25 protein-coding genes are annotated in these 26,675 nt (G+C 73.4%); 10 read left to right on the top strand and 15 right to left on the bottom strand.

From position 1 onward, the window contains the following. Positions 1–236 precede the first annotated feature (236 nt). From ABQ292_RS01395 to ABQ292_RS01380, 4 genes are all read left to right on the top strand, one after another. Positions 237–734 (top strand): single-stranded DNA-binding protein, encoded by a 498-nt coding sequence (locus ABQ292_RS01395; RefSeq protein ID WP_369202475.1) that lies wholly within the window; start codon positions 237–239, stop codon positions 732–734. A 535-nt stretch (positions 735–1,269) separates the two neighbouring features. Beyond that, positions 1,270–1,587: a VOC family protein gene (locus ABQ292_RS01390; protein ID WP_369202473.1), complete on the top strand. Its 318-nt coding sequence runs from the start codon at positions 1,270–1,272 to the stop codon at positions 1,585–1,587. Positions 1,588–2,143: 556 nt separating this feature from the next. Further along, complete coding sequence (locus tag ABQ292_RS01385; RefSeq protein WP_369202471.1) at positions 2,144–3,187, top strand: uroporphyrinogen decarboxylase family protein; 1,044 nt, start codon at positions 2,144–2,146, stop codon at positions 3,185–3,187. Between the two features lie 62 nt (positions 3,188–3,249). Next, on the top strand, positions 3,250–3,645 hold the full coding sequence (locus ABQ292_RS01380) for a nuclear transport factor 2 family protein (protein WP_369202469.1): 396 nt from the start codon (positions 3,250–3,252) through the stop codon (positions 3,643–3,645). Here the strand turns inward: ABQ292_RS01380 and ABQ292_RS01375 are convergent. Then, complete coding sequence (locus tag ABQ292_RS01375) at positions 3,618–4,517, bottom strand: dioxygenase family protein (protein ID WP_369202467.1); 900 nt, start codon at positions 4,515–4,517, stop codon at positions 3,618–3,620. The genes ABQ292_RS01380 and ABQ292_RS01375 overlap by 28 nt on opposite strands. Before the next feature lie 346 nt (positions 4,518–4,863). On the opposite strand from ABQ292_RS01375, the gene ABQ292_RS01370 reads away from it, so the two are divergent. Together ABQ292_RS01370 and ABQ292_RS01365 are read left to right on the top strand one after the other, a co-directional pair. Beyond that, on the top strand, positions 4,864–6,366 hold the full coding sequence (locus ABQ292_RS01370; RefSeq protein ID WP_369202465.1) for an amidohydrolase family protein: 1,503 nt from the start codon (positions 4,864–4,866) through the stop codon (positions 6,364–6,366). Positions 6,367–6,404: 38 nt separating this feature from the next. Beyond that, positions 6,405–7,292, top strand: a complete 888-nt coding sequence (locus ABQ292_RS01365; RefSeq protein ID WP_369202463.1) for an IclR family transcriptional regulator domain-containing protein — start codon at positions 6,405–6,407, stop codon at positions 7,290–7,292. Between the two features lie 102 nt (positions 7,293–7,394). Here ABQ292_RS01365 and ABQ292_RS01360 read toward each other — a convergent pair whose 3' ends face one another. From ABQ292_RS01360 to ABQ292_RS01350, 3 genes are all read right to left on the bottom strand, one after another. Next, positions 7,395–8,102, bottom strand: coding sequence for a DUF4386 domain-containing protein (locus ABQ292_RS01360; RefSeq protein WP_369202461.1), 708 nt, complete (start codon positions 8,100–8,102; stop codon positions 7,395–7,397). A gap of 56 nt (positions 8,103–8,158) precedes the next feature. After that, a complete protein-coding gene (locus tag ABQ292_RS01355) occupies positions 8,159–8,446 on the bottom strand; it encodes a DUF8691 family protein (protein WP_369202459.1) in 288 nt (95 codons plus the stop codon). A 213-nt stretch (positions 8,447–8,659) separates the two neighbouring features. Next, complete coding sequence (locus ABQ292_RS01350) at positions 8,660–11,407, bottom strand: winged helix-turn-helix domain-containing protein (protein WP_369202457.1); 2,748 nt, start codon at positions 11,405–11,407, stop codon at positions 8,660–8,662. 270 nt (positions 11,408–11,677) lie between these two features. Between ABQ292_RS01350 and ABQ292_RS01345 the strand changes: the two genes are divergently transcribed. Next, entirely contained in the window at positions 11,678–13,219 is a 1,542-nt protein-coding gene (locus ABQ292_RS01345; protein ID WP_369202455.1) for an MDR family MFS transporter, read from the top strand. Between the two features lie 127 nt (positions 13,220–13,346). Here the strand turns inward: ABQ292_RS01345 and ABQ292_RS01340 are convergent, their stop codons facing one another. Beyond that, a complete protein-coding gene (locus ABQ292_RS01340; protein WP_369202453.1) occupies positions 13,347–14,504 on the bottom strand; it encodes an acyltransferase family protein in 1,158 nt (385 codons plus the stop codon). A 382-nt stretch (positions 14,505–14,886) separates the two neighbouring features. Between ABQ292_RS01340 and ABQ292_RS01335 the strand changes: the two genes are divergently transcribed. Beyond that, complete coding sequence (locus ABQ292_RS01335; RefSeq protein WP_369202451.1) at positions 14,887–15,300, top strand: GlcG/HbpS family heme-binding protein; 414 nt, start codon at positions 14,887–14,889, stop codon at positions 15,298–15,300. Positions 15,301–15,425: 125 nt separating this feature from the next. Here the strand turns inward: ABQ292_RS01335 and ABQ292_RS01330 are convergent, their stop codons facing one another. From ABQ292_RS01330 to ABQ292_RS01285, 10 genes are all read right to left on the bottom strand, one after another. Then, complete coding sequence (locus ABQ292_RS01330; RefSeq protein WP_369202449.1) at positions 15,426–15,827, bottom strand: YkvA family protein; 402 nt, start codon at positions 15,825–15,827, stop codon at positions 15,426–15,428. Positions 15,828–15,959: 132 nt separating this feature from the next. Then, positions 15,960–17,057 (bottom strand): sodium:calcium antiporter, encoded by a 1,098-nt coding sequence (locus ABQ292_RS01325; protein WP_369202447.1) that lies wholly within the window; start codon positions 17,055–17,057, stop codon positions 15,960–15,962. Positions 17,058–17,109: 52 nt separating this feature from the next. Further along, positions 17,110–18,222: a pyrroloquinoline quinone biosynthesis protein PqqE gene (pqqE, locus tag ABQ292_RS01320; RefSeq protein ID WP_369202445.1), complete on the bottom strand. Its 1,113-nt coding sequence runs from the start codon at positions 18,220–18,222 to the stop codon at positions 17,110–17,112. After that, complete coding sequence (pqqD, locus tag ABQ292_RS01315) at positions 18,215–18,508, bottom strand: pyrroloquinoline quinone biosynthesis peptide chaperone PqqD (protein WP_369202443.1); 294 nt, start codon at positions 18,506–18,508, stop codon at positions 18,215–18,217. Before pqqD ends, pqqE begins: the two co-directional genes overlap by 8 nt. Then, positions 18,495–19,193, bottom strand: a complete 699-nt coding sequence (gene pqqC, locus ABQ292_RS01310) for a pyrroloquinoline-quinone synthase PqqC (protein WP_369202441.1) — start codon at positions 19,191–19,193, stop codon at positions 18,495–18,497. The genes pqqD and pqqC overlap by 14 nt, the downstream gene beginning before the upstream one ends. A 5-nt stretch (positions 19,194–19,198) precedes the next feature. Further along, on the bottom strand, positions 19,199–20,104 hold the full coding sequence (gene pqqB, locus ABQ292_RS01305; RefSeq protein ID WP_369202439.1) for a pyrroloquinoline quinone biosynthesis protein PqqB: 906 nt from the start codon (positions 20,102–20,104) through the stop codon (positions 19,199–19,201). 109 nt (positions 20,105–20,213) lie between these two features. Beyond that, complete coding sequence (gene pqqA, locus ABQ292_RS01300; RefSeq protein ID WP_369202437.1) at positions 20,214–20,336, bottom strand: pyrroloquinoline quinone precursor peptide PqqA; 123 nt, start codon at positions 20,334–20,336, stop codon at positions 20,214–20,216. 5 nt (positions 20,337–20,341) lie between these two features. Beyond that, positions 20,342–22,075, bottom strand: a complete 1,734-nt coding sequence (locus ABQ292_RS01295) for a PQQ-dependent dehydrogenase, methanol/ethanol family (protein WP_369202435.1) — start codon at positions 22,073–22,075, stop codon at positions 20,342–20,344. Between the two features lie 14 nt (positions 22,076–22,089). Then, positions 22,090–22,554 carry an MSMEG_3727 family PQQ-associated protein gene (locus ABQ292_RS01290; RefSeq protein ID WP_369202433.1) on the bottom strand — a complete coding sequence of 155 codons (465 nt, stop codon included), beginning with the start codon at positions 22,552–22,554 and terminating at the stop codon, positions 22,090–22,092. A gap of 173 nt (positions 22,555–22,727) precedes the next feature. Then, positions 22,728–23,873: a glutathione-independent formaldehyde dehydrogenase gene (locus ABQ292_RS01285; protein ID WP_369202431.1), complete on the bottom strand. Its 1,146-nt coding sequence runs from the start codon at positions 23,871–23,873 to the stop codon at positions 22,728–22,730. Positions 23,874–23,996: 123 nt separating this feature from the next. On the opposite strand from ABQ292_RS01285, the gene ABQ292_RS01280 reads away from it, so the two are divergent. After that, positions 23,997–25,448 carry a DNA-binding protein gene (locus tag ABQ292_RS01280; RefSeq protein WP_369202429.1) on the top strand — a complete coding sequence of 484 codons (1,452 nt, stop codon included), beginning with the start codon at positions 23,997–23,999 and terminating at the stop codon, positions 25,446–25,448. A gap of 20 nt (positions 25,449–25,468) precedes the next feature. After that, positions 25,469–26,665, top strand: coding sequence for a dipeptidase (locus ABQ292_RS01275; RefSeq protein ID WP_369202427.1), 1,197 nt, complete (start codon positions 25,469–25,471; stop codon positions 26,663–26,665). Positions 26,666–26,675: the final 10 nt, after the last annotated feature.

The following is a 26,675-nucleotide window of genomic DNA, read 5'->3' as shown; positions in this document are numbered from 1 at the left end:
GGTCCGCGTATCCCCCACCGGCCATCCCCTCGCTGACACACCCGTCCCGACGACCGATCGTCACACCGCCTGGGGACATCTCCGCGGTCCTCCGCTCGCGCGACGTCGTCAGCGGCCCGTGGGACGGCGCCGGGCGCCCGTCCTGCACGTGACGACGATCGCAGGAGTGTCAGCAGGTCCTCGTAGCCTCCGGGTGCTCACCTGAGCGATGCACCGACGACACGGAGGACCGGATCATGGCCGGCGACACTGTCATCACCGTCATCGGCAACCTGACCAGCGACCCCGAGCTGCGCTTCACGCCCTCGGGAGCGGCGGTTGCCGACTTCACCATCGCCTCCACCCCACGCACCCTGGATCGCCAGACCCAGGAGTGGAAGGACGGCGATGCGCTCTTCCTGCGCTGCAGCTGCTGGCGGCAGATGGCCGAGCACGTCGCGGGATCACTCACCCGCGGCGCGCGGGTCATGGCGCAGGGCCGCCTCAAGCAGCGGTCCTTCGAGACCAAGGAGGGCGAGAAGCGGACCGTCATCGAGCTGGAGGTCGACGAGATCGGCCCGTCGCTGCGCTACGCCACGGCGTCGGTCGCCAAGGTGTCCCGTTCCGGGGACGGTCCGGGTGGGGGGGCCAGCGGTGGGACGGGTCCCCGCGACGGTCGCACCGGGACCGGGCAGGGCTCAGCAGATCCCTGGGCGGCGCCGGCCGGCGGCCCCGGCGAGGAGCCCCCCTTCTGAGCTCCACCACCGGGCGCACCCCGTCCCGCGAGGGATGGCGGTGCCGCCGGCACGCCCACCGCCGGGACCAGGACCGCTCCCGGCCCCGGGTCCGGTGCCGATCCGGGGTGGGGCCGGCGGGGTGACCAGTGGGCACCCGGCGGCCCGCGGTCGTGACCGCGGGCCGTCGTCGTCCGGGTCAGCCCGCTCCCCGCACGAGCGACCGGTGCGTGCCGGACCGTGGGTGCCGTCCGGCCGCGCAGCCGGGCCGGACGGCACCCACGGCCGCTGTCCCGAGCCGTGGTCCACGCCCGTCCGGACGTGGCGCGCGCCTTCCGTCGGTCGGGTGCGGCGCTGGCTCACCGTTCCAGGTGCAGGGGACTGCTGCCGGTCCTCGCCCCGAGCGCCCCGGTCGCACGCCGATGACTTCCGCTGACGCTCGCGGTCCCGCTTGGCAGGCACGGACGGCCGAGAGGTCGACCGGCCGGAGGCCCACGACCGGTGGCTGCCGGACCGCGGTGACCGAGCCTCCGACCCGACCGCAGGAGGAGCACCGATGAGGACCTCGCACTTCGGCCTCCACGTGGCCGACCTCGAGCGGTCGCTCGCGTTCTACACGGCCGTCGGCTACGAGGTGGTCGGGGAGGTGCCCGAGACCGGTCTCGGGCACCTGACCATGCTCAAACTCCCCGACGACGAGTTCGTCACCATCGAGCTCGTCCACCGACCCGTGCGCAGCGACGTGGCTCCCGGTACCGGCCTCAGCCACTTCGTCATCACGGTGGACTCGATGGACACCACCCTCACCGAGCTCGCCACCCGGGGATCGACGCCGGAGCGCCCACGTCACCGGATGGCTCGGACGACTTCCTGACGACGTGGATCACCGACCCGGACGGGAACCGGATCGAGATGGTCCAGTGGCCGGCCGATCACCCTGCCGGCATCACCGCCGGCGACTGGCCCGGCTGAGTCGCCACGTGCGGGGACGCGGGCCACAGGGGGGAGGCCTGCACCCACGTGTCCCCCCGAGTGGGCTGCTGCCCTGATCGGTCGTCGGCCGACCCCGCAGCCCGTCTGATCCGACGTGGAGGGGGTTCGAGACCGATGACCGCGTCGACGACTGCTCCGATACGGCTCCACCTGTGCGCCGGCCGCCCTCGTCCGGAGCACGGGACACGGGACACCGGTCCGGTCGAGTTGCAGCTCGTCCGGCGACTCGACGGCCGCGACGCGACACACCTGCGCCACCAGGTCCGCTGACCCGCTGTCACGGGCGCCGGGCGCTCCCGCCTCGGGACGCGAGTCGCGACCGTGGACTCGACACCGCCACCGCCGGGGTCCACGCGCCGGTGTGGTCGGTCCCGGGAGGCGCGAGGACGATGGCGTGTCGAGAGGCGACGGGAGTCGCCCCGCCCCAGGAGGACCGGATGCCGGCACTGCTGCCCCCGCTGCCCACGATGATCGTCGGCAGCCTGCCCCAGCCCGACTGGCTCATCGACCGGGAGCGGCTGGGTCACCAGTTCCCTCCGCGGGTCCGGGCGCGGGAACTGTGGCGCATCCCGCCGCAGTACCTGCAGGAGGCCCAGGACGACGCCACGCTCGCGGCCGTGCGCAGCCAGGAGGAGGCCGGGCTGGACGTCGTGACCGACGGGGAGATCCGCCGGGAGTCCTACTCCAACCACTTCGCGACGGCCCTCGACGGCCTCGACCTCGAGCACCCCGGGACGGTGCGCAACCGCTCGGGGATCGAGATCCCGGTGCCACGGGTGACCGGCGAGATCCGCCGGCCGTCGCCGGTGCAGGTCGACGACGTCCGGTTCCTCCGCGCGCACACCGACCGCGCGGTCAAGATCACGGTGCCCGGCCCCTTCACGATGGCGCAGCAGACGCAGGACGAGCACTACCGCGACGACCGGGCCCTGGCCATGGCGTACGCGGAGGTCGTCCGCGAGGAGATCGCCGACCTGTTCGCCGCCGGCGCCGACATCGTCCAGGTGGACGAGCCGTGGCTGCAGGCGCGCCCCGAGGTGGCCCGCCGCCACGGCGCCGAGGCGGTGACCCGTGCCGTGGCGGACGCCGCCGGTCCCGTGCACGTGCACCTGTGCTTCGGCTACGCGGCGATGGTCTCGGAACGCCCGGCGGGCTACTCGTTCCTGCCCGAGCTGGCCGACACACCGGCCGACACGATCTCGGTCGAGACGGCGCAGTCGCGCCTCGATCCGGCGACCCTGCGGCCCCTGCGGGGCAAGGGCATCGCGCTCGGCGTCCTCGACCTCTCGACGCCCGAGGTCGAGACGCCGGAGACGGTCGCCGACCGGGTGCGGCGGGCGCTGGACCACGTCGACGTGGACCGGCTCCTGCTCTCCAGTGACTGCGGGCTGAAGTACCTCCCGCGGGCGTCGGCCGCCGGGAAGATGCGCGCCCTCGCCCAGGCGGCTGCGTCGCTGCGGGCCGAACTGTGCGGCAGCTGACGCACCGACGGGCGCGGTCGGCCGGCGATCCCGGTGGCGGCGGCACCCGGGATGATCGGGACGTGGCACAGGCCGACGTCGACGACCCCGAGGACGTGCGTGCGGTCCTGGGTGCCGAGGACCGCCGCTACCGGGCCATGCAGGACGCCGACCTGACGACCCTGGACTCGTTGTGCGCGGAGGAGCTGAGCTACGCCCACTCCAGCGGCGCCCGGGACACCAAGGCCCAGTACCTGGAGAAGCTGCGCTCGGGCTACTACGTCTACCGGCGCATCGACCACCCGGTGGAGCGCGTCGCCGTCGTGGGCGACAGCGCGCTCGTGGTCGGCCGGATGACCGCCGACCTGGACGTCGCCGGCGTGCCCAGGACGATCGACAACCTCGCCCTCGCCGTGTGGACGAGAGCCTCGGGGCGGTGGCAGCTGCTGGCCTACGCGCCGACGCCCCTGCCGACCTGAGCCCCGCCCCACGCCTGCCTCTGGAGCACGAAGTCGTAGCGGGCCTCGACCCACGGCTCCGCCGACGTGCCGCCGTCCGGCGTGGCGCCGGGCTCGCGCTGCTCGAACCGGACGACCAGTTCCTGCTTGGTGCCGAAGACGACATCGCTGTCGAGGTACTCCGCGCCCTCCTGGAACAGGTGGGTGATCAGCGGTTCGTAGCCGGGCACGTTGATCAGGAAGTGGACGTGCGCGGGCCGGAAGTGGCTGATCTCCGTCTGCGCGATGAGGTCGCCGACCGGTCCGTCCATCGGGATGGTGTAACCCCTCGGCACGATGGTGCGCAGGCAGTAGCTGCCGTCCTCGCGGGTCGTGTACCTGGCGCGCAGGCGGGCCTCGTCGATGCCGGGGATCTGCGACTCGTACGCGCCCTCGGTGTCGGCCTGCCAGACGTCGAGCACTGCGCCGGGCACCGGGTTCCCGTCGAGGTCACGGACGGTCCCGTGGACGAACAGCGGGGTGCCGGGGACGCCGTCGGACATGTCGCCGCCGAACTCGAGCTCCGGCGACCCCTCGATGTGGAAGGGGCCGAGCACCGTGGCCGGTGTCGCCGCCGGGTCGAGCCGGTGGTTCATCTGGACCACCAGCATCGACAGGCCGAGGACGTCGGAGGCGAGGATGAACTCCTCCCGCTTCTCGTCGCTGATCCGGCCGGCCCGGGTGAGCCACTGCACCGCCGCCATCCACTCGGCCTCGGTCAGCCGGACCTCGCGGGCGAAGTCGTGCAGGTGGCGCACGAGTGCCGCCATGAGCTCGGCCAGCCGCGGATCGCGCGCGGTCGTCCACCGCTCGACGGCGAGCTCGGTGATGTTGTCCTCGGTGACCGGTTGCACGGGAACCTCCTGGCGGGCCGTGGCGACGGCGGGCGCCGTCCGCGACGTCGGTGGACAGTGCGTCAGGACCGGTTCGACGGCGGCCCGCGCCCGGCCCCATCGGGATGTGCTGCGGTCATGGGTCGACGCCCGCCCCTCGTCCTCGACTTCCGCAGTGCGGACGCAGGTCCGCGTCGGAGTCTCCGGGCCGCCGTACGGTCGTGTCAACCGTCCCAGCGGCCCTGCCCGCGTCGATCGCCGTCCTCTTGACACGTGACGCACGCCACACCAGGGTGGCAGCGCCCGGGCCCTGACCGCTGTGCGAACGTCGGTCCGGACGAGTCCGTCGACGTCCGAGGAGAAGACGATGAGCCTGCCCGGTGCCGCACGCGGGAACGGGGCCGGGGCCCCCGCCCCCGACCGTCCGCTGGTGTTCCGTCGGGGGACCGTCCTGACCATGGACGACGCCTCGACGGTCCTGCAGGACGCCGACGTGCTCGTCGTGGGTGATCGGATCGCCGGCGTCGGCCCCGGTCTCCCGGTGCCCGACGGCACGGAGGAGATCGACGCCCGCGGCGGCATCGTGATGCCCGGCATGATCGACACGCACCGCCACATGTGGCAGACCGCCATGCGGGGGTACGGCGCCGACTGGACGCTCACCCAGTACTTCGTCTGGTACTACCTCGAGCACGGCAGGAAGTTCCGCCCGCAGGACATCGCGGCGGGCAACCGGCTCGCCGCGATCGAGTCGCTCGACGCCGGCATCACCACGACGGTCGACTGGTCGCACAACCTGCACACCATCGACCACGGCGAGGCCGCCCTGGAGGCGCTCCGGTCGGTGCCCGGCCGGTTCGTCCTGGCCTACGGCAACATCCAGGCCGGACCGTGGGAGTGGACCGCCGACCCCGCTGTGCGCTCACTGCTGGAGCGCCTGCGCGACGGTGCCGACGACAGGATGGGCGTACAGGTCGCCTTCGACGTCACCGGGGACCCGACCTTCCCGGAGAAGGCCGCGTTCGAGGTGGCCCGAGAGCTGGGCATCCCCGTGACGACGCACGCCGGGGTCTGGGGCGCCACGAACGACGACGGCATCCGGCTGATGCACGAGAACGGGTTCATGACCCCGGAGACCGTCTACGTGCACGCCTCGACCCTCACCCGGGACAGCTACCAGCGGATCGCCGCCACCGGGGGCTCGATCTCGGTGGCGACCGAGTCGGAGTGCAGCGCCGGCCAGGGGCACGCACCCACCGAGCAGGTGCTGCAGTACGGCATCCCGGTCTCGCTGTCGATGGACACGAGCGTGTGGTGGAGCGGCGACATGTTCTCCGCGATGCGGGCCACGCTGAACGCCGACCGGATGGCCGAGCACATGGACGCCCACCTCGGGGGCGACACCATCACGCACCTGCGGTTGCGGGCCCAGCACGTCGTCGGGTGGACCACGCGGGGCGGCGCCCACGCGCTGGGCCGCGACGACCTCGGCAGCCTGCAGGAGGGCAAGAAGGCCGACGTCGTGCTCATCAAGAACGACGCCTCGCCGGTGTCGTTCCCGTTGCTGAACCCCTACGGGCACGTGGTCTTCCAGGCGCAGCGGGGCGACGTGCACACCGTGGTGGTCGACGGTCGGGTGGTGAAGCACGACGGCAGGCTCGTGGGCATCGACCTGGCCCCCGTGCGCCAGGAGGTCGAGTCGACGGTCGAGTACCTGCGGTCGGAGATCGGCGAGGAGGCCTGGCAGCAGGGCATGTTCCCCGAGAGGCCGGAGGCCGAGGCCGAGATCCTGGAGAACCCGTACCGGTACACCGACTACAAGGACGAGTCCAGGCGTGCCGGCGGCGAGGAACGGGTCCTCGGCCGGTGAAGGACCCCGCTGCCCCCACCGCGCGCAGGCTCGCGGCGGTGCCCCGCAGCGGAGCCATGATCGGGGCCAGGGACCAGGCCGACGGCGCGGGAGGTGTGATGGCGGGGCGGGGCGCGGGACCGGACTTCGTGGAGGCGCTGGCGCGCGGCCTGGACGTCCTGGCCTGCTTCGGCCCCGACCACCGCAGCATGTCCCTGACCGAGGTGGCGACCGCCGCCGGACTGGCTCGCCCCACCGCGCGGCGGTTGCTGCTCACGCTCGAGGAGCTGGGCTTCGTCCGGTCCTCCGGCGGCACCTTCTCGCTCACCCCGAAGGTGCTCACCCTCGGCATGGCCTACGTCGGCGCGCTGGGTCTCTGGGACATCGCCCGTCCGCACCTGGAGGCGCTGGTCGCGCGGACCGGCGAGTCGTCGTCGATGGCCCAGCTCGACGGCTCGGACATCGTCTACGTCGCCCGGGTGTCGGTGCCCCGGATCATCGCGCTGCGCGTGGAGATCGGCACGCGGTTCCCCGCCGCACTGACCTCACAGGGGAAGGTGCTCCTGGCCGCTCTCTCCCCCGATCGGCTCGCCGCGGCCCTGGCCGAGCCGAGCCGGTCGGGCCTGCCTCCGTGCACCGGCCGGACGCCGGACCGGCTGCGCGACGAGCTGACCGCGGTCCGCGCCCGGGGCTGGGCGCTGGCCGACGAGGAGCTGGCCCCGGGGGTGCGCTCGGTCGCGGTCCCCGTCCGCGACCGGGACGGCGCCGTGCGGGCCGCCATGAACGTCACCGTGCACGCAGCCGAGACCACGACCGAACAGCTGCTGCGGGAGCACCTGCCCCTGCTGCTCCGCACGGCGGGCGAGGTCGGTGCCGAATGGGCACTGTGGCAGTCCCGGCCGCACGTCCAGGTGCCCCGTCGACCGGCAGGTCCGGCCACCGCGTAGCGGCCGGCGGGAGCGTGCCGTCGACGACCGACGTCAGCGTGCCGGCCGCGATCACCGCCTCGACGGCGACCGCCGCCGCGACGGCGACCGCCGTCGCGCTGCTCACGCGGGTGTCATCTCCCGGTCCGGCCGGGTCGACGGGACGGCGCGGGAGGTGATCGGTGAGGACCTGAAGCCCTTGACCACCAGGTAGACGCCGAGCGACAGCTCCCAGAAGAGGATCGGGGCGGCCGCGATCACGTGGAGTCCGGCGTCCAGGTCGTGCGTGCCGAAGACGATCCCGGCCACGGAGGCCAGCAGCAGGGGGCCGCCGACCAGGCCCACGAGCGGGATGACGCGGGGCACGAGGCCGGACCGGTACAGCAGCGAGCCCAGCAACAGGGCGTTGACGGCCGCCATGACGTTGGGTCCGAACAGGAACGTCCACTCGTAGACCGCGACCAGCGACGAACCGACGGTGACCAGCGAGGCCTCGTCGGCTCCGGTGGTCCCGGCCAGGTCCTGCCGCAGGGTCACGACCGTGAACAGGCTCACGACTCCGGTGGCGATGATCGCGCCCTCCAGCAGACGCGAGGCGACGAAGCCGAGCGCCAGGGTCTCGCTCTGCCGCTTGACCACCGTGAACAGCACGACGGCGGTGCCGATGCAGGCGAGGACGTTGACCACGTCCAGCAGGCCGCCGACGAGGACCCGCGTGTCGGCCCCCGGGCCGACGATGTAGCCCGGGTCGCTCCGGACGGGGTCGAGGAAGTAGAACCGGGCAGGGATCGAGGAGGCGAACGTGAGCAGGTACAACCCGCCCGCGATCATCGCGGTCCTCCGTAGCGGGTCCCTCGGGGCCGTGCCGGCTGTCGGGATCGGGCTGGTCATCGCCATGTCGGTTCTCCTCCTGCGGGTCGGTCGTCGATCGGGGGTGGGTCGGGTCGGTCGGGTTCGACCTGGATGACCGACACCAGCGGCAGGCCGGTGTCGCGCAGCGTGGCCAGCAGGCCGTGCAGCGCGGCCTGGTCGACGACCGGGCCGGAGATGTTCGTCGTGCCGTCGCTCTGGTGGGTGAGGGTCATCCCGTCGAACCAGGTGACCCAGCGGGACTCGAGACGTCCTCGCACCCGGATCTCGTACACCCCGGGTTCGTGGTCCTGGCCGGTCGACATGTCGTTCCGTCCCCTTCCGCCGGTGCGAGCGAAAGGTAGGAGCGGATGTGGTGAGCCCGGATCACCACGTGTGGTGAGCGACGTGGTGAACCCACGCGACGTCGGCCGGCGGCATCCCGCCGCGGGACCGGCCCGCACGTGCGCCGCAGGTCCGTCCCCGCCGCTCCCCCACCGGGCCACGGCGTGCGGTCCGCGACGGACGACCGTCGGTCCCTAGCGGCCGGGGACGACCGAGCCCTGCCGTACGACGGCGCGGCCGCGCGACAGGAGGTGGAGCTCCTCGGCCCGGCGGACCGCTGCGCGCCGGTTGGTCACGGCGAGCTTCGCGTAGATGTTCCTGGTGTGGGTCCGGACGGTGTTCAGCGACACGACGAGTTCCCGGGCGATGTCCGGGCCGGCCAGGTCGCTGCCGAGCAACCGGAGCACGTCCAGCTCGCGGGCGCTCAGGGGGTCGATCACCCCTCGCTGGACGGCCACGCCGCTCGCGGTGTCGTCGAAGCCGGCCAGGAGCCGGCGCACGTAGCCCGGAGCGCCCCGCTTCGCCGCAGCTCTCAGCAGGGCCGCCATGGGCGGGCCCTCGTCCACGAAGACCCGGACGTAGCCCTCCGGCTCGGCCAGCGCGAGCGCGCGGTGCAGCGAGCCGAGCGCGGCAGGCAGGTCACCCCTCAGCCGGGAGGCGACCGCCTGCACCACCAGGACGTCGATGACGCTGCCGGTCCTCGATCCGTCCTCCGCCGCCGAGAGGAGGCGCTCCAGCAGGCGGGCCGCCTCGTCGATCGACCGCTCGTCCCGCTCGGCGGCGCACCGGGCCACGAGCGCGCGGGCGAGGGTCGCGTGCTCGAACTCGCGCAGGTAGCTCAGCTCGTCGTCGACGGCCAGACCCCGCTCCCGAGCCCACGAGAGCGCCTCCGCCCACCGACCCTGTGCCACGCGGAGCCGTGCCCGCAACGCCGCGACCGGCCGCACCTCCGGGGAGAAGTCACCGACGTACAGGCGCTCCGCCTCGCCGAGCAGGCCGAGGGCACCCTCCGGATCGCCTTCGGCGGCGCGGATCCGGGCCATGGCGACCCGCCAGCGGTAGCGGTTCTGCGGCAGGCCGCCGTGCTCGCCCAGCTCCCGGCTGACCAGGAGGTGCCGCAGGGCACCATCGAGGTCACCGCGTTCGCAGAGCAGCTGACCCATGCCCACGTGCATGTCCGCCGCTCCCCTGAGCGGAGGGTCGGACTGTTCGGCACGGTGCAGTCCCCGCTGGTAGGTGCTCATCGCCTCACGGAGCCGGCCCTGCGCGACGGCGATGTCGGCCAGGACGAGGGCGCCGCCGAGCACGTCGGAGTGGTGCCCGGCAGCCGCCAGGCTCGCCGTCGCATCGGCGTACCACCGGCGAGCGGTGTCCAGCTGCCCGCCGGTCCAGTGGGCGAGCCCCAGGAGGGCGGCCGGCGCGCCGCGCGCGAGGTGGTCGTCGGCGACGGCGAGGTCCAGTGCCCGCCGGGCGTACGTCATGGTCGCGGCCACGTCGCCGAGGACCAGGGCCCGTCCGGCGCGGTACGTGGCGATCGAGCTGGGCAGCGCACGGTAGCCCGCCTGGTCGACGACGACCACGTCGCCGGCTGACCCGTCGGGCTCCCGGGCGGCGTGCAGGCACCGCTCGGCGTCGTCCAGGCGCTCCTCGACGCCGTCGACGTCCCCCCGGGACATGAGCGACCCGACGTAGCCGATCGTCAGCACGGGCCGGGACCGGAGGAGCTCGTCCGGCAGCGCCTCGAGCCACCGCCGCAGGGTGGCCTCCTGCCGTGCCTGACGCAGCGCGGGGATCGCGAGCTCGACCAGGCCCGCCGCCCGCTCGAAGTCCCCGGCGTCCAGTGCGTGCTGGACCGCCTCGGGGCGCTCACCGTTCTGCTCGCACCACTCGCTCGCCCGCAGGTGCAGCTCACGGACGCGCCCGGGCTGCTCGTCGAGCAGGCGGGCGCGCAGCACGTCGGCGAACAGGTGGTGGTAGCGGTACCACCGGCGGCGGTCGTCGAGCGGGACGAGGAACAGGTTGGCCCGGTCGAGGGCATCGAGCATCGCCCTGCCGCCGTCCCGGCCGGTGACGGCGTCGCAGAGGGCGCCGTCCAACCGGGTCAGGACGGAGGTCTGCAGGAGGAAGTCCCGGACGGAGTCGGACTGCCGCTGCAGCACCTCCTCGACCAGGAAGTCGACGACGTAGCGGTCGTCCCCCGCGAAGCCGGCGATGAACCCGGCGACGTCGTCCCTGCCCTGCATGGACAGCGCCGCCAGCTGCAGCGCGGCGATCCACCCCTCGGTGCGCCGCTCCAGTGCTCCGACGTCCTCCGCCGTCAGGGCGAGCCCCATCACCTCGTCCAGGTAGGCCGCGGCCTCGTCGGCGGTGAACCGCAGGTCGGCGACCCGGACCTCCACGAGTTCGCCCCGCACGCGCATCCGGGCCAGCGGCAGCGACGGGTCGGCGCGGGTGGCGATGATCAGGTGGACCTGCGGTGGCAGGTGCCCCAGCAGGAACGCCATCCCGTGCTGCACCTCGCCGGCCTCGATGACGTGGTAGTCGTCGAGCACCAGGACGACGTCGTGCGGGATGCCGGAGAGGTCGTTGAGCAGGCTCGACAGGATCGCCTCCGACGGCGACCCGGGCGGCTGCAGGAGCAGGCGGGCGCCGGCACCGGTGTCCGGCTCGACGGCCTGCAGGGCGGCGACGACGTAGGTCCAGAACACCGCCGGGTCGTTGTCGCGCTGGTCGAGCGACAGCCATGCCACGGACCGTCCCTCGACCGGGGAGCCCAGCCAGTCCGTCAGCAGCGTCGTCTTCCCGAACCCGGCCGGAGCCGACACCAGCGTCAGCGACGTCTCCGCGCCACGGGACAGGCGCTCGGTCAACCTGGGTCGCGCCACCAGGCCGCGTCGCGCCCGGGGGACGTGGAGCTTGGTCTCGAGCAGGGGACCCGCCATGACCACCTCGTTCGGGAGGACCGGCTCGCGCGGCCGGCACACGAACTCGTGGCCGGCGACACGACGGTGGGCTCCAGGAGGCATCGTGTCAGCCGGGCTGCTCGGTGTCGACGTCCCCCGCGACCCCGCGACCGCCCGCCGGCTGCCCCGCCGGGGACGTCGCCCTCGGGGAATGCGGAGGGTCGGCCCGGGTTGTCCCTCGGCGTGACCTCCGGAACCCGCGCCTCGGTCGGACTGCGCTCCGAGCGCGGGCCCGTGCTCGGAGCGGTGATGCTCAGCACCGCGCTCATCGCGCTCGACAGCACGATCATCGCCACGGCCGTCCCGGCGGTCGTCGACGACCTCGGCGGCTTCAGCCAGTTCCCGTGGCTGTTCAGCGTCTACCTGCTGACCCAGGCGGTCACCGTCCCCGTCTACGGCAAGCTCTCCGACGTCTACGGGCGCAAGCCGGTGCTGCTGTTCGGGATCGCGGTGTTCGTCGTCGCGTCGCTGTTCTGCGGCCTGGCCTGGTCGATGCCGGCGTTGATCGTGGGGCGCGCGCTGCAGGGCATCGGCGCCGGAGCGGTGCAGCCGATCGGCATGACCGTCATCGGCGACATCTACACCGTCGAGGAGCGGGCGCGGGTCCAGGGCTACCTGGCCTCGGTGTGGGCAGCGTCGTCGGTGCTCGGCCCCACGCTCGGCGGCGTCTTCAGCGACTACCTGTCCTGGCGCTGGATCTTCCTGGTCAACCTGCCCCTGGGCGCGGTGGCGCTGGTGGTGCTGTACCGCCGGTTCACCGAGCGGGTGGAGCGCCGGCAGCACCGCCTCGACGTCGCGGGCGCGGTCCTGCTGTCGGCCGGCTGCGCGCTGCTGATCCTCGGCCTGCTGGAGGGGGGCAACGCCTGGGCGTGGGCGTCGGGCGCCTCGATCGCCGTCCTGGGGACGGCGGTGGTGCTGCTCGTGGCGTTCGGCTTCGTGGAGCGCCGCGCGGCCGAGCCGGTGCTGCCGACGTGGGTGTTCCGCCGCCGCATCCTCGTCACCGGCAACCTCGCCGCGCTGGGACTCGGCGCCCTGCTGATCGGGCTGAGCTCCTACCTGCCCACGTGGGCGCAGGGCGTGCTCGGCGCCAGCGCGCTCGAGGCCGGCTTCGCCCTGGCGGCGCTGACCCTGGGGTGGCCGATCGCGGCGAGCCTGGCCGGCCGGGTCTACCTGCGCATCGGGTTCCGCAACACCGCGCTCATCGGCGTCGTCCTCGCCGTGGCCGGCACGGCGGCGACGGCGCTCCTGGGACAGGACGCCCGCCTCTGGCAGGTCGGCGCGGCGATGTTCGTCACCGGGCTGGGCCTGGGGCTGTCGTCCTCACCGCTCATCGTCGCGGTGCAGTCGGTCGTCGGCTGGGACCGGCGCGGCGTCGTCACCGGCACGAACATGTTCGCCCGGTCGATCGGGTCGGCGATCGGCGCGGCGGTGTTCGGCGCCATCGCGAACACCACGCTGGCCACGCGCTTCGCGTCACCGCCGCCCGGCCTGGGGGGCGAGGTCCCCACCGACGTCGACAGCACGACCGCCGCACTGTCCCAGGGCGGGGCGGTGGCCGAGTACGCGCGGGAGAGCCTGCACGCGGCGTCGCACGGCGTGTTCCTCGCGACGGCCGTCACCGCCGTCGTCATCGCGGTGGCCGTGGCGGCCATGCCGCGGCGGGCCGAGCGGCTGCGGTTCGACGACGACCCGGACCCGGACGCGGCCGGCGGCCCGCACCGGGCTGACGGCCACGAGCCCGGCCGAGGCGACGACGCCCGCCCCACCTCCACCGGTCACCTGCCCGACTGACCACGCCGTCGTCACGCTCCCGGCCTGGCCTGCAGGTCCCCACGGAGTCGGAGCCCCGCCCCACCCGGGAGCGCCTCGGCCGAGGTCGCCACCACCTGCGGTCGCGTCGTCGTCGCCCCCTCACCCGTCAGGCACCCGCGAACAGGGCGCGGGTCACGGCGGTCCGGCGGACCAGCAGGTCGTAGAGCCCGAGGGTGAGGACGACGGAGGCGGCGCAGATGATGCCGTACTTGGGGACCGGCCCGAGGTCCCACCCCACGACGACGAAGGCCACGGCCACGACGACCGGTTGGTGCAGGACGTACCACGGCAGCACGGCCGCTCGGACGTAGCCGGCCACCGCCTGCCGACGGAGGCCGGAGGACGTTCGCGCACCGGCGCCGGCGCCGTGCGCTCGCCCGGCCAGCGCGCCGACGATCGCCAGCGTGGCGCACCAGCCGGCGACGCCGAAGGCCGCCCGTCCCGACAGGCTGCTGCCATCCCGGTCGAGCAGCGGATCAGCGCCCGGCTCCGCGCCCAGCAGCACCACGCCGGCCACGACGAACGCGGCGAGGGCGACCGACGCGGTGAGCCGGGCGTCGCGGCGCACGACCTCGCGGAACCGGCTGTCGGCGGCCAGCAGCACGCCCGCCACGAAGAACAACAGGTAGGCCTCGACGTTCCAGGCGGCGATCCCCTCGTCGAGGCCCAGCTCCGCGGTCACCGCTCCCACCAGGACCGCGGGGACCAGTGTCGATCCCCGCCGGCCCGCGGCGGTCACCAGCCACGAGGTCGCCCGCCGGCCACGGTCGGTGACGAGCCACCACAGGAGAGGCAGCGTGAGCACCGAGTAGAAGAGCAGGAGGACGAGGAACCACAGGTGCCCGAACTCGAAGCCGCCTCCCGCCGTCGCCGGCTGGAGGGCGAAGGGGAACTCCGACCAGTCCCAACGGACCTGGAAGAACCGGGGCCAGAAGGCGGCGTAGGACTCGGTGGAGGACCCGTCGGCGCGCAGCCGGAACCAGACGGGGATCGGGACGAGCAGGACCGTCCCCGCGACGAGGGGGACGAGCAGCCGGCGCACCCGGCGGCGCAGGTAGCCGCCGGTCCCCCACCGGCGCCAGGAGTGCCCGGCCCCCACGCCTGCGGCGAGGAAGAGCAACGGCATGGCCCACAGCACGGCGGGCGCGACCACCGGGATGAGGTCCGCGGTGCGGTCGTTCTTCACGTAGAAGTCGTCGGTCGTGTCGAAGACCAGTGCCGCGTGGAAGAAGACGAGACCGGCGACGACGGCCGCGCGGGCCACGTCCAGCTGGGGCCAGCGATCGAGTCGCTCGGAAGGTCGCGCTGACGTGGCCGACATCCGCCGCTCCGTCCACTCCCGCCATCGGTGGGCAGCACGCTCCCACCGGTGACCCCGGCGAGGAAGGGCCCGAGCGCCGGCACCAGCTCGTCCGTGTCCCCCACCAGCAGCACCGGGGCGGGGCCACCGGGGGTCGGCGTCACGGGGTCGTCCCGCGACGACGCGCCCTCGACGTCGTGGTCGACCTCGCGGATGCCCCGGACACTGCCCCGGCGGAGTTGGCCGTGGCGTCGGCCCGGGTAGACCGATCGTCGTTCCGGCCGCCAGACCGGAGCAGTGACCGACGAGTGCTGGCCCCTGGCCACCGCTCCACCGGGAGGTTCCTGTGACCCAGCAGCTGACCAACCTGACTCTGGACGACGCCCGCCGCATCGTCGCGGCCGGAGAGGCCCGCGCCGCGGAGATCGGGCAGCCGATGAACATCGCCGTCGTCGATGCCGGGGGCGACCTCGTCATGCACGTCCGGATGGACGGCGCCTGGCGCGGCAGTGTCGACATCGCCATCAACAAGGCCTTCACCGCCCGCGCGTTCGACACCACCACCGCCGAGCTCGCCGAGCTGGCCACGCCGGGCGGGCCGTTCTACGGCATCCAGGCGTCCAACAACGGCAAGGTCATGGTCTTCGCCGGTGGCGCCCCGGTGCGCGCCGACGGCGTCATCGTGGGCGCCGTCGGGGTGAGCGGTGGCACCGGTGAACAGGACACCGCGGTCTGCGAGGCGGCCGCGGCCGGCCTCTGACGTCCACCGCACTCCACGGGCCCGGCGCCGGTCGGCGAGGTCGGTTCCGGTCGCCGGGTCCGGGCAGCCCCCGCCGCTGCGGTGACGGGGGCTGCACGACCTGTCCTCCGTCGGCGGGGCCCGGGTCAGAGGCGGCTCGCCCGGCGCAGCGCGGCCAGGCCGTCGGGCGTACCGGGCCAGTGCCGGTCGATCGCGTCCGCGCCGGCGCGGCGGACCACCGAGCGCAGCACCAGGGCGACCACGATCGCGTCGTCGGCGTGGCCGAGCACCGGCACGAAGTCGGGCACCAGGTCGATGGGGAACGCCAGGTAGGCCAGCAACAGCCACAGCCGTACCCGGACGCCGCGCGGCAGCGTCCCGTCACCGGCCAGCCGGCGCACGAGCCTGAGCACGTCGGGCAGCAGTCGCAGCAGCTCCCGCAGTCGCAGCTCGTCCGGGCAGGTGGTCCACAACGCCGCCATCAGCACCAGCCAGCACAGCAGCAGGCCCCCCAGTACCCCGGCCAGCGTCCACGCCCAGTCCGGCATCCCACCGCCACCTCCCCACCGTCCCGGCCCCTCCTCGACGTCCCGGGTCTGCGAGGCGACCCGGGACGGCGGCCCGCCCTGCAGGGTCCCGCCGCGAGCTCGCGAGTGGTGGGGGGCAGGGGGTCCTCACCTTCAGTCCAGCTCGACCGGAGCTCCACCGAACACGACCAGGCTGACCACCCAGTACGCGAGGTAGAGAGCCAGCAGGGTGCAGCCGTGCCACCGCGCCAGTCGGCCGGCGGCGAGGAGGTACGCGGCGAGCGCGGTGAGGACGACGAGCGCGGGCAGGTGCCAGGTGAGCACGTCCGAGCCGACCACGATGCCGCCGGCCAGGAGGGTGATGCCGAGCTTCCCGGTGACCGAGAAGACGACGCTCCCGATGACGTTGCCGACCCCGACCTCCGGCACGCCCTTGCGGAAGGCCTCCACGGTCAGGAAGAGGTCCTCGAGGGTCAGCACGGCGGTGACGATGGTGGCACCGAACACCGTGCCCTCGAGCCCGTGGGTCTCCAGGATCCCCTCGGTCCCGGCGCTGGTGGCCGCCGCACCGACGACGAGGCCGGCGAGGGCCAGCACCGCCAGGCCCAGATCCGCCCAGCCGGGCCGCCGGCGCGCCCGCACGAACCGCACGTCGTCGAGGACCTGCTGCTCCCGCCCCGCGGCGGCCCGCGCTCCCCCGCCGTCCGGTCCCTGCCGCGCGTGGGTCCCCCCTCCGTGGCGCGGCTGCGCGCCGGCTCCCGACCTCCCGACGGTGGCGGCCTCGCACACCTCGACGTCGCGGAAGACCGGCACGCTCCTGCGGAACTCGCGGGCGGCGACGTAGGTCGTGAACACGACGAACAGGCCGAGGAGCAGCAGGCCGTCGGTGACGGTGAGCGGCGCGGTGAGCGTGAACCCGACCATCACCAGCGGTGCGACGGCGAAGACGACGACGTAGTCGCGCGGGATGTCGACCCTGCTCGGCCTGAGGATCGCGGCGAGCGCGAGGACGACCCCGGTGAACGAGAGCGCCGTCCCGAACACGAGGCCGAGCGCGACGCCGTTGAGGTCCTCGAGGTTGAGCGCGACGCCGAGCGTGATGTCGTCGAACTCGACACCGGTGAAGACGACGGCGAGCAGGAACAGCGGCAGTCGCAGACCGTTCGCCGCCCCGACCAGGTGGTCGATGAGCTTCTCGGCGCTGACGATCAGCAGCGCCGCTCCGGCGATGAAGACGAGCACCGAGGTCATGGGCGGAACCCCTCCTCGTCACCACCCGACGGGCAGGGACGTCGACGGGCGGTCACCGGCTGCGCCGGGCGACGGTCTGCGGCCGGGGGGTCAGCACCGCATCCCCTGGCCCCGGCACCTCGTTGGCGGCTCGCACCGCGTCGGCCACGACTCCGTGGTCGGGAGACAGGTGGCAGACCGGATCCGTGCGGGCGGCGTCGCCGGTGAGCTGGAACGCCTGACAGCGGCAGCCGCCGAAGTCGAGCTCGCGGCGGTCGCAGCTGCGGCAGGGATCGGGCATCCACGCCGTTCCGCGGAAGCTCCGGAACAGGGGTGACCGCTCCCAGATCCACCCCAGGGAGTGCGCCCGCACGCTGGCCCGGGGAAGGGGGAGGGTCTGCGCGGTCGGGCACGGGAGGACGTCGCCGTTCGGCGCCACGGTGAGCTGACGCCGCCCCCAGCCGCCCATGCAGGGCTTGGGGTACCGGCTGTAGTGGTCCGGGAGGACGTAGACGACCTCCATCCGTCCCTCCAGTCGTCGGTGCGCCGCCCGCACCACCACCTCGGCGCGCTCGAGCTGGGCTCTGTTCGGCAGGAGCCCGTCGCGGTTGAGCAGCCCCCAGCCGTAGTACTGCGTGTTGGCCAGCTCGATCCGGTCGGCCCCCAGCTCCTCGGCCAGCGCGAGGACGCCGGCGATCCGGTCGATGTTGTGCCGGTGGAGGACGACGTTCAGCGTGAGGGGCCACCCCAGCTCCTTCACCAGCCGGCAGGCCACCACCTTGCGCTGGAACGACGGCGTCCCGGCGAGGCGGTCGGACAGGGCCGCCTCGTCGGCCTGGACGCTGATCTGCACGTGGTCGAGGCCCGCGGCGCGCAGCTGCTCCGCGCGGCGGGAGGAGAGGCCGAGCGCGCTCGTGATGAGGTTCGTGTAGAGGCCCAGCTCGCAGGCGCTGTGCACGATCTCGGGGAGGTCGCGGCGCAGGAGCGGCTCGCCGCCGGAGAGGTGCAGCTGCAGCACGCCCAGCTCCCGGGCCTCGGCCAGCACCCGTTGCCACTCCGTCGTGGTCAGCTCGTCGGCGTACGCGGCCAGGTCGAGCGGGTTGGAGCAGTACGAACACTGCAGCGGGCAGCCGTAGGTGAGCTCGGCGAGCAGTCCGAACGGCCTGTCCACGCCTGCGTCAGTCACGGCTCACCTCTGCGTGGTCGATCTCGACGCACCGCTTGGCGGCGAGGCGGTCGAGGAAGAGCCGCACCTCGTCGTCGACCACGCGGTCGTACCGCCCGTGCAGCTCCGCCGCGATCCCGGCCACCGTCCGGTGCCCGTCGCACAGGCCCAGGACGGCCGCGCCCGTGCCGTTCAGGACGGTGACCGCCTCGGGCGTCAGCAGCACGTGCTGCCCGCGTGCCGGGTCGAACGTCAGCCGGACGTGGCGGGCCAGACGGGGGCGGTCGGCCCCGCTACCGATCCGCACAGGCCCGGTCGATGGCATCGAGCACGCTCCACAGGACGTCGCACTTGAAGGACAGTGCCGCCGCGGCGGCTGCTTGCTGCTCGGGGGTCCGGCAGTGCTCCGTCACCACCTCGAGGGCGTGCTCGGAGTCGCGGGGCGCCTGGGTCAGGCGGGCCCGGAAGTAGGCCAGACCCTGACGGTCGATCCAGGTGTAGTGGCGTTCGAAGGCGGCCAGCCGTTCGGCCATCAGGTCCGGCGCGAACAGCTCGGTCAGGGAGGAGGCCACCGCCTCCACCCAGGGCCGGATGCGGGCGAAGGTGACGTAGGCGTCGACGGCGAAGCGCACCCCGGGGACGACGTGCCGCTCGTCCTCCATCTCCTCCCTGCCGAGCCCGACCGCGTCGCCCAGCCGCAGCCACGCCTCGATGCCGCCCTCGCCCTCGGCCGTGCCGTCGTGGTCGACGATGCGCCGCAGCCAGCGGCGGCGGACCGCGCGGTCGGGGCAGTTGGCGAGGATGGCGGCGTCCTTGCGGGGGATGTTCTCCTGGTAGTAGAAGCGGTTGGCCACCCACGTCCGGATCTCCGCGGGGCCCAGTTCCCCCGCGTTCATCCGCTCGTGGAAGGGGTGCCGGTCGTGGTAGCGCCGCGACTGCGCGCGCAGTGCTGCCACGAAGCTGTCGGTCGCCGTGTCCGTCAGGGTCACCATGGGCCTCACAGCCGTAGTTCCAGCCCGTCCACGGCGACCTCCATGCCGTGCTGCTCCACGGTGCGCCGCTCCGGCGCGTCCTCGAGCAGGATCGGGTTGGTGTTGTTGACGTGGACGTAGATCCTGCGCTCGACGGGCAGGGGCGAGAGCTGCTCGAGGCTGCCGCCGGGTCCGCTGATCGGTAGGTGCCCCATCTCGCGTGCCGTCCTGCCCGCCAGGCCGAGCCGGATCAGCTCGTCGTCGGACCAGCAGGTCCCGTCGACGAGCAGGCAGGAGCAGTCGTGGAGCTCGTCCAGCACCGCCGCGGTCAGCTCCTGCACCACCGGCAGGTGGACCAGCGCCCGGCCGCTGCGCTCGTCGGTCAGGCGGTAGCCGACGACCCGCCCGCTCCCCCCGCCGGAGCCGAACCGCGCCCGCTTCGTCGTCGGGACGTCGAAGGCCCGGTACGACAGCCCGTCCGCGAGCGGCACGTCCGCCCCCGGCACGACCGGCTGCCACTCGACCGGGCAGTAGGCCTCGAGCGTCCGGAGCAGCGACGTCCCGTCGCACAGCGTGTCGCGGGTCGCCTCGGTGGCGTGCAGGACGAGGCCTCCTCCCTCGCGGAGCAGCAGCAGCCCGAGCGTGTGGTCCAGCTCGGCGTCGGTGAGCAGCACGGCCTGCAGGGGCACCACCCGGGCGCCATCGGGGCCGCTCGAGGGGTGCAGGGCGGGGAAGGACTCGATCTGGGCGCGGATGTCGGGTGAGGCGTTGAGCAGGAACCACCGCCGGGAGTCCGCGCTCACCGCGATCGAGGACTGGGTGCGTGGGCGGGCCGGCCGGGACCCGTCGCGCACCGCGCGGCACGGGGGGCAGGCGCAGTTCCACTGCGGGAACCCGCCTCCCGCGGCCGAGCCCAGCACCCGCACCCACACGTCGATCGGTGGTCCTCCCGGCCGTGCGCCGCGGAGCGGCGCCGCGTCGACGGAGAGGCGCCGGACCGCACCGCCCGACGCCTCCCCGCCCGGTCCCGGACGTGTCCGTCTAGTCCCAGTCCTCCTGGACGCCCATGTAGGCGGTCGCCTCAGCGGACACCCGGATCTCCTCGAAGGAGGGGGTCTCCCACTCGTCTGCGCAGAGCGGGGGGACGTGCTGCTCCTGGTCCATCGCCGTCACCTCCCTCCGGACGAGTCCTGGCCCTCGGGCAGCGCGAAGACGAACATCGCCTGTCCGTGCGGGCCGCCCATCATCCCGGGCAGGAACCCCTCGACCCAGGCGCCCCAGCCGACCGGGACGGCGATGTACTGCTTGCCGTCGACGCTGTAGGTCATCGGGCTGCTGTGGTGGCCGCTGCCGCAGTTGAACTGCCACAGGAACTCGCCGCTGCGGGCGTCGAGGGCCACGAACGTCCCGGACGGCGTCCCGGCGAACACGAGGTCGCCGGCCGTGGTCAGCACCGAGGCGCACATCGGCAGGTCGTTGCGCCAGCGCCAGACCTCCTCACCGGTGGACGGGTCGAAGGCCGACACCGACCCGGCCATGTCCTCGGCGTCCACGGTGACCGCCGCGCCCCAGTAGGGGATGCTCTCCTTGAACTCCCGGCGCCGGCGGGCGACCTTCGCGCCGGTGTCCTGCACCGGGACGTAGAACAGTCCCGTCCTCGGGCTGTACGCCGCGTGGGTCCACTCCTTGGCCCCGGCCGGCCCGGGGTGGAAGTGGACCTCCTCCCCCTCCTTGTCGGGGTAGATCCGAGGTGTCACCTGACCGTCGGGGGTGATCTCCCCCCAGGTGATCCGGTCGACGAACGGGAAGATCCGCACCCGCTCACCGTTGGTGCGGTCCAGGACGAAGCAGTACCCGTTCTTGTCGAAGTGGGCCAGGAGCTTGCGCCCGTCCTGCTCGAACAGGATGCACTCCATGTTGCTGTCGTAGTCCCACAGGTCGTGCGGGGTGCACTGGTAGTGCCAGCGGATCTCACCGGTGTCGGCGTCCACCGCGATCACGCTGTCGGTGTAGAGGTTGTCGCCCGGCCGGACCTCCCCGTCGAAGTCGGGCGCCGGGTTGCCGGTCCCCCAGTACAGGAGGTTGGTCTCCGGGTCGAAGGTGCCGGTGATCCAGCCGTTGCCCCCGCCCCGCGCCCAGGCCTCGCCCTCGGCGGGCCAGGTCTCGGAGCCCGGCTCGCCGGGCTTCGGGACCGTGTAGCACCGCCAGACCCGCTCCCCGGTCTCCATGTCGTAGGCGTCGAGGTGGCCGCGGACCCCGAACTCCCCGCCGGAGCTGCCGACGACGACCCGGTCCTTCACGACCAGCGGGGCGACCGTGAGGCTCTCCCCGGCGCGCACGTCACCGCTGGTCACGTCCCAGACGCACGAGCCGTCGGTGGCGTCGAGCGCGATCACGTGGGCGTTGAGGGTGCAGACGAAGACCTTGCCGTTGGCCACCGCGACCCCACGGTTGACGTTCCCGCAGCACAGCGAGACGTCGAACGGGATCGCGTGCTTGTACTGCCACAGCAGCTGCCCGGTCTTGGCGTCGAGCGCCCAGACCCAGCCGTCCCACCCGGAGACGTACATGACGCCCTCGACGACGATCGGGGAGGTCTCGAAGGCGTACGTCGACTGGCCCGCGTGCAGCCCGTGGGGCGAGAAGCTGAACACCCAGGCCGGGGTGAGGCGGACGACGTTCTCCGTGGTGATCTCGTCCAGCGGGCTGTACCGCTGTCCGTCGTAGGCGCCGTAGTAGGTGAGCCAGTTCTGCGGCTCCGAGCGGGCGTCGAGTATGCGTTCGTACGTGACGTCCCGGACCACCGGCGGCGCAGTGCCGGCGGCGGTGGTGAGAGAGCCGAAGTCGACTGCCGGTGGGGCCTCTCCGTACTCGATGTCGGTCCTGTCCTGGATGTCTGTCATCGATCCAGTCCTGTCTACGGTCGGGGCTGCTGCGGGCGGTCGAGGCGGGCGGACTCCGGGACGTCGCCCCTCACGACGATCGCCCCGATCAGGCCGCGGCCCTCGTCGTTGCCGATGTTGGAGCTGAACCAGTAGTAACCGGGGCCGTCGAGGGTGACGGACATGGTTCCGCGCGAGTAGTTCGGCAGCCACATCCACTTGCTGTCACCGTTGCTCGGCACGAGCGCGCAGTGCGTGTTCTGGTCGTCGTTGACGAACTCGATGTCGAGGTGCCCCCCATGGGGCAGGACCAGGACCGAGGGGTCCCAGATCAGCTGGTCGGGCACGATCCGGATCCGGGCGCGCATCCGGCCGTCGTCGCCCTCCTCGGCGTGTCCGATGTTCCCGGTGGCCAGCAGCCGACCGATGGTCGCCTGGTTCTGCCCGTCCAACCCGAGCTCGCTCAGCGCCGTGGAGCGCTCCGGTGCGGTGCTCGTCATCGACCTCACCTCCTAGTTCGGTTCTCCTGTCGAAGCGGACTGACGGAATTGCCTGCCGGTGCCCCCCACGGTCACGGCCAGGCCCCCGGACGGCGGCCCGCCGCACCTCGCTCGGTCGGGACCTGGGTGGCCATGGCACCTCCTCCCCTCCGGCTGTCGGAGCCGCGCGGCGATCAGCCGGCGTCGGGCTTGAGAACGACCTTGGTGTAGCCGTCGACGCGCTGGTCGGCCTTCTGGTAGGCCACCGGCGCCTCGTCGAGTGGCAGCTCGTGCGACACCACGAAGCTGGGCGTGGCCCGGCCCTCGGTGATCAGGTCGCGCAGCTGCCGGTCGTAGCGCTTGACGTCCGCCCGCCCGGTGCCCACCCTCAGGCCCTTCTCGAACAGGGTGTCGACAGCAACGAGCAGCGTGCCGGGCTCGGCGTCCGCGACGACCCCGACCGGCTCGCAGCGCACGCACGGGGCGGGGACACCGAGCCCGCCGGTCGGCCGCACCGTCTGCACGAGCTGGTTGAGCACCGTCACGGGCTCCTCCCCCTCGCCGGTCCCGGCGGTGATCGGGAAGCCGACGGCGCCCACGCCCTTGTCGGTGCCCTCACCGCCGGTCAGGTCCTTGATCTGCTGGGCCGGGTCCCCGGTGGAGGAGTCCACGGCGACGGCCCCGATGTCGCGCGCCGTGGCCAGTCGCTCGGGGACGCGGTCGACCACGAAGACGCGCGACGCGCCGCAGAGCAGAGCGCAGTACGCGGCCATCAGGCCGACCGGCCCGGCACCGTAGACCGCCACGGTCTCCCCCGGCGAGACGCCCGCGAGCTCGCAGCCGTGGTAGCCGCTGGGGAAGACGTCGGCGAGCAGCACGTAGTCGGACTCGTGCTGGGTGCCCGGCGGCAGTGGCAGGCAGTTGACGTCCGCGTACGGGACCCGCAGGTACTCCGCCTGGCCCCCGGCACCCGGCCCCGTGGTGACGGAGCCGTACGCGCCACCCGCACGGCCCGACGGGTGGACCGTGAGGCAGGAACCGGTGGAGCCGGCCCGGCAGTTCCGGCAGAAGCCGCAGGCCACGGTGAACGGCACCACGACGCGGTCGCCCTGCTCCACGGTGATGACGCCGGCCCCGACCTCCTCGACGATGCCGAGGTTCTCGTGGCCGAACACGGTGCCCGGCTGGGCGGCCGTCCGACCTCCGTACACGTACAGGTCGGTTCCGCAGATGCAGGTCGACGTGATCCGCACGATCACGTCGTTCGGCTGCTCGATGTGGGGGTCGGGCACCTCCTGCACAGCGACCTGGAAGGGCTCCTGGTAGACCACCGCGCGCATGCCCTCCCCCCTCGGCCCGGCTCGCTGCCGCCCTTGGAACACCGGCTCCCGGCGGCTAGCGTGCTGCTCCTCGACCGCGCCCCGAGCCTGGGACGCTCCCCCGCACAGTCCAAGGGGAACGGGATGAACGGCGCGAAAGGTCGGACGAACGGCGCACCACCCGCGACGAGTGGGGCGGCGCTCTCCGAGGAGAACCTCAAGCGGATCGCTGCGGCCCGGGAACGCTTCACCGCGGGGGCGGACACCGTCCACGGGGTCCGCCCCGAGATCCTCATGTCCTGGTACCGGTGCCGCTCGGAGTACGAGGTCGACCCCGACCTGGAACGGGCACCCGTCGCGGCCGAGGGCGGGACCCACTCGATGGAGCACCACGTGGTGTTCGCCGAGCTGGGCGGCTCGGCGGCCTGCGCCGCCGCGGACGTGGACGGCGTGGACGGTGTGGTCACCGTGGCCGACTCCGACGGCCGCGTGCTGGCCTGCTGGGGGAGCAGACGGATGCTCCGCCTCGCTGCGGGGAGCAACCTCGCCGCCTGGTCCGCCTGGGCGGAACGGACCAGCGGCACCAACGGCATGGGCACCTCCCTGGAGAACCAGCGTCCCGTCCTGGTCAGGGGTCCGGAGCACTGGTGCCGCACCTTCGACGGGTGGACGTGTGCCGGCGTCGCGGTCCGCGACGTCGTCACGCACGAGCCGCTCGCCGTCCTCAACATGTCCTGCTGGAGGACGCCGCTGTCCGACGCCGTGCTGCCGTGGCTGAGCAGGGCCGCCGCGGCCACCGAGGCCAAGCTGCGGCAGCGGGCGCGGCACACCGGCACGCTCCTGGCCGCCGCCTTCGCCGATGCCCGGGTGCCGTGCGCGACGCCGCTGGCCGCCGTGGACACCGCCGGCAAGGTCGTGCTCGCCAACAGCGGGGCCGCCGTCCTGATCGGTACGCCCGCGGACACCCCGGCGTACGCGCCGGCGCAGCGGTGGGCCCCGCAGGTCCCCGGGATGCCCGAGCTGGCCCGCAGGGTCACCGAGCGCGCCCAGCAGGACCGTTGCTGGAGCGGGACGACACGGGTCCACGTGCCCTTCCTCGGCACCGCCATCCCCGTCGCCGTCCGCCCGGTCCTCAACGGCACCCAGGTGATCGGCGCGCTGCTGGCCCTCGGGTCCGCCGACGGGTCCGACGCCGACTCGTCGGACGTCGAACCGCCACCCGTCCGTCCTGGCCCTTCCGTCCCGTGTCCCCGTCCCTCGCCCCACCGGGTCGTCGCCCTGCGGGAGGACCGGTGGGTGCTGCTCGACCCGCGCGAGATCCGTTTCGCCGAGGCCGACCACAACAACGTCTGGCTCACCAGTGACCAGGGACGGCTCCTGGCCGCCGCGCGCGGCCTCGACCGCCTCGAGCAGGAGCTCGTGGACAAGGGGTTCCTGCGCGTCCACCGCCGGTTCCTCGTCAACCTCGGCCGCGTGCGGGAGATCGAGCAGGGCTTCAAGGGGACGCTCTTCCTCGCCACGGACACCCGGTTCCGCGAGACCGTCCCGGTCTCCCGCCGGCACGCGCCGTCCGTCCGTCAGACGCTCGGTCTGTAGGACACCTGGGGAGGTCCGTGATGGGGAGTGGTCCCGCCGCGGCACTCGCCACGGCACGTGACCTGTTGCGCCACCACCCGCTGGTGGACGGTCACAACGACCTGCCGTGGGAGATCCGCCAGCAGTTCGGCCGGGACCTGCGTCGGGTGGACCTCGCGGCTCCCGTGTCCCAGACGCACACCGACCTGCCGAGGCTGCGGCGCGGTGGGGTCGGCGCCCAGTTCTGGTCGGTCTACGCGCCCGGCACGCTGCAGGGTGACGCAGCGGTGGCGACCACCCTGGAACAGATCGACCTCGTCCACCGGATGGTCCACCGCTACGCGGACGACCTGGAGCTCGCGCTGGGTGCCGACGACGTCGAGCACGCGTTCTCCCGCGGCAGGATCGCCTCGCTGCTGGGCGCCGAGGGTGGCCATGCCATCGCGAACTCGACCGGTGTGCTCCGGATGCTCCACCGGCTCGGCGTCCGGTACATGACGCTCACGCACAACGTGAACGTCCCCTGGGCCGACTCGGCGACGGACGATCCCGTGGTCGGGGGACTGAGCGCGTTCGGCCGCGAGGTGGTGCGCGAGATGCAGCGGCTCGGGATGCTGGTCGACCTGTCGCACGTGGCGGCCACCACGGCGCGCGACGTCCTGGGGATCGCCGAGGCCCCGGTCGTCTTCTCCCACTCGGGGGCTCGTGCGGTCTGCGATCACCCGCGTAACGTCCCCGACGACCTGCTCCGCCGGCTGGCTGCCAACGGAGGCGTCTGCATGGTGACGTTCGTGCCCGACTTCGTGTCGCCGCGGTGCCGCGCGTGGACGCTCGGGCTCCGGGCCGAGATGGAGCGCCGTGGGCTGGACCCGAAGGACGCCGGCCTGCGGGCCGCGACGGCGGCGGAGCACGTCGCCGACCACCCCCGCCCGCGAGCGGTGCTCGCCGAGGTCGCCGACCACGTCGAGCACGTGCGGCGGGTGGCCGGCATCGACCACGTCGGCATCGGCGGGGACTTCGACGGGTCGGACGACGTCCCCGACGGGCTGGAGGACGTCGCCTGCTACCCCGCGCTGATCGCCGAGCTCCTCGACCGGGGCTGGAGCCAGGACGAGTGCGTGCGGCTGGTCAGCGGGAACGTCCTGCGCGTGCTGCGTGAGGCCGAGGCCGTGTCGCGGTCCTCGTCCGCCCGGCGGGGTCCGTCCACGGCGAGCATCGCGGAGCTCGACCGCACCTGACCGGCTCCTG

The organism is Geodermatophilus maliterrae, from assembly GCF_041018925.1.
In the GTDB taxonomy this organism is placed as follows: Bacteria; Actinomycetota; Actinomycetes; order Mycobacteriales; family Geodermatophilaceae; genus Geodermatophilus; species Geodermatophilus maliterrae.
The sequence above is the reverse complement of the archived record's forward strand: the minus strand, read 5'-3'. Positions and strand labels throughout refer to the sequence as shown.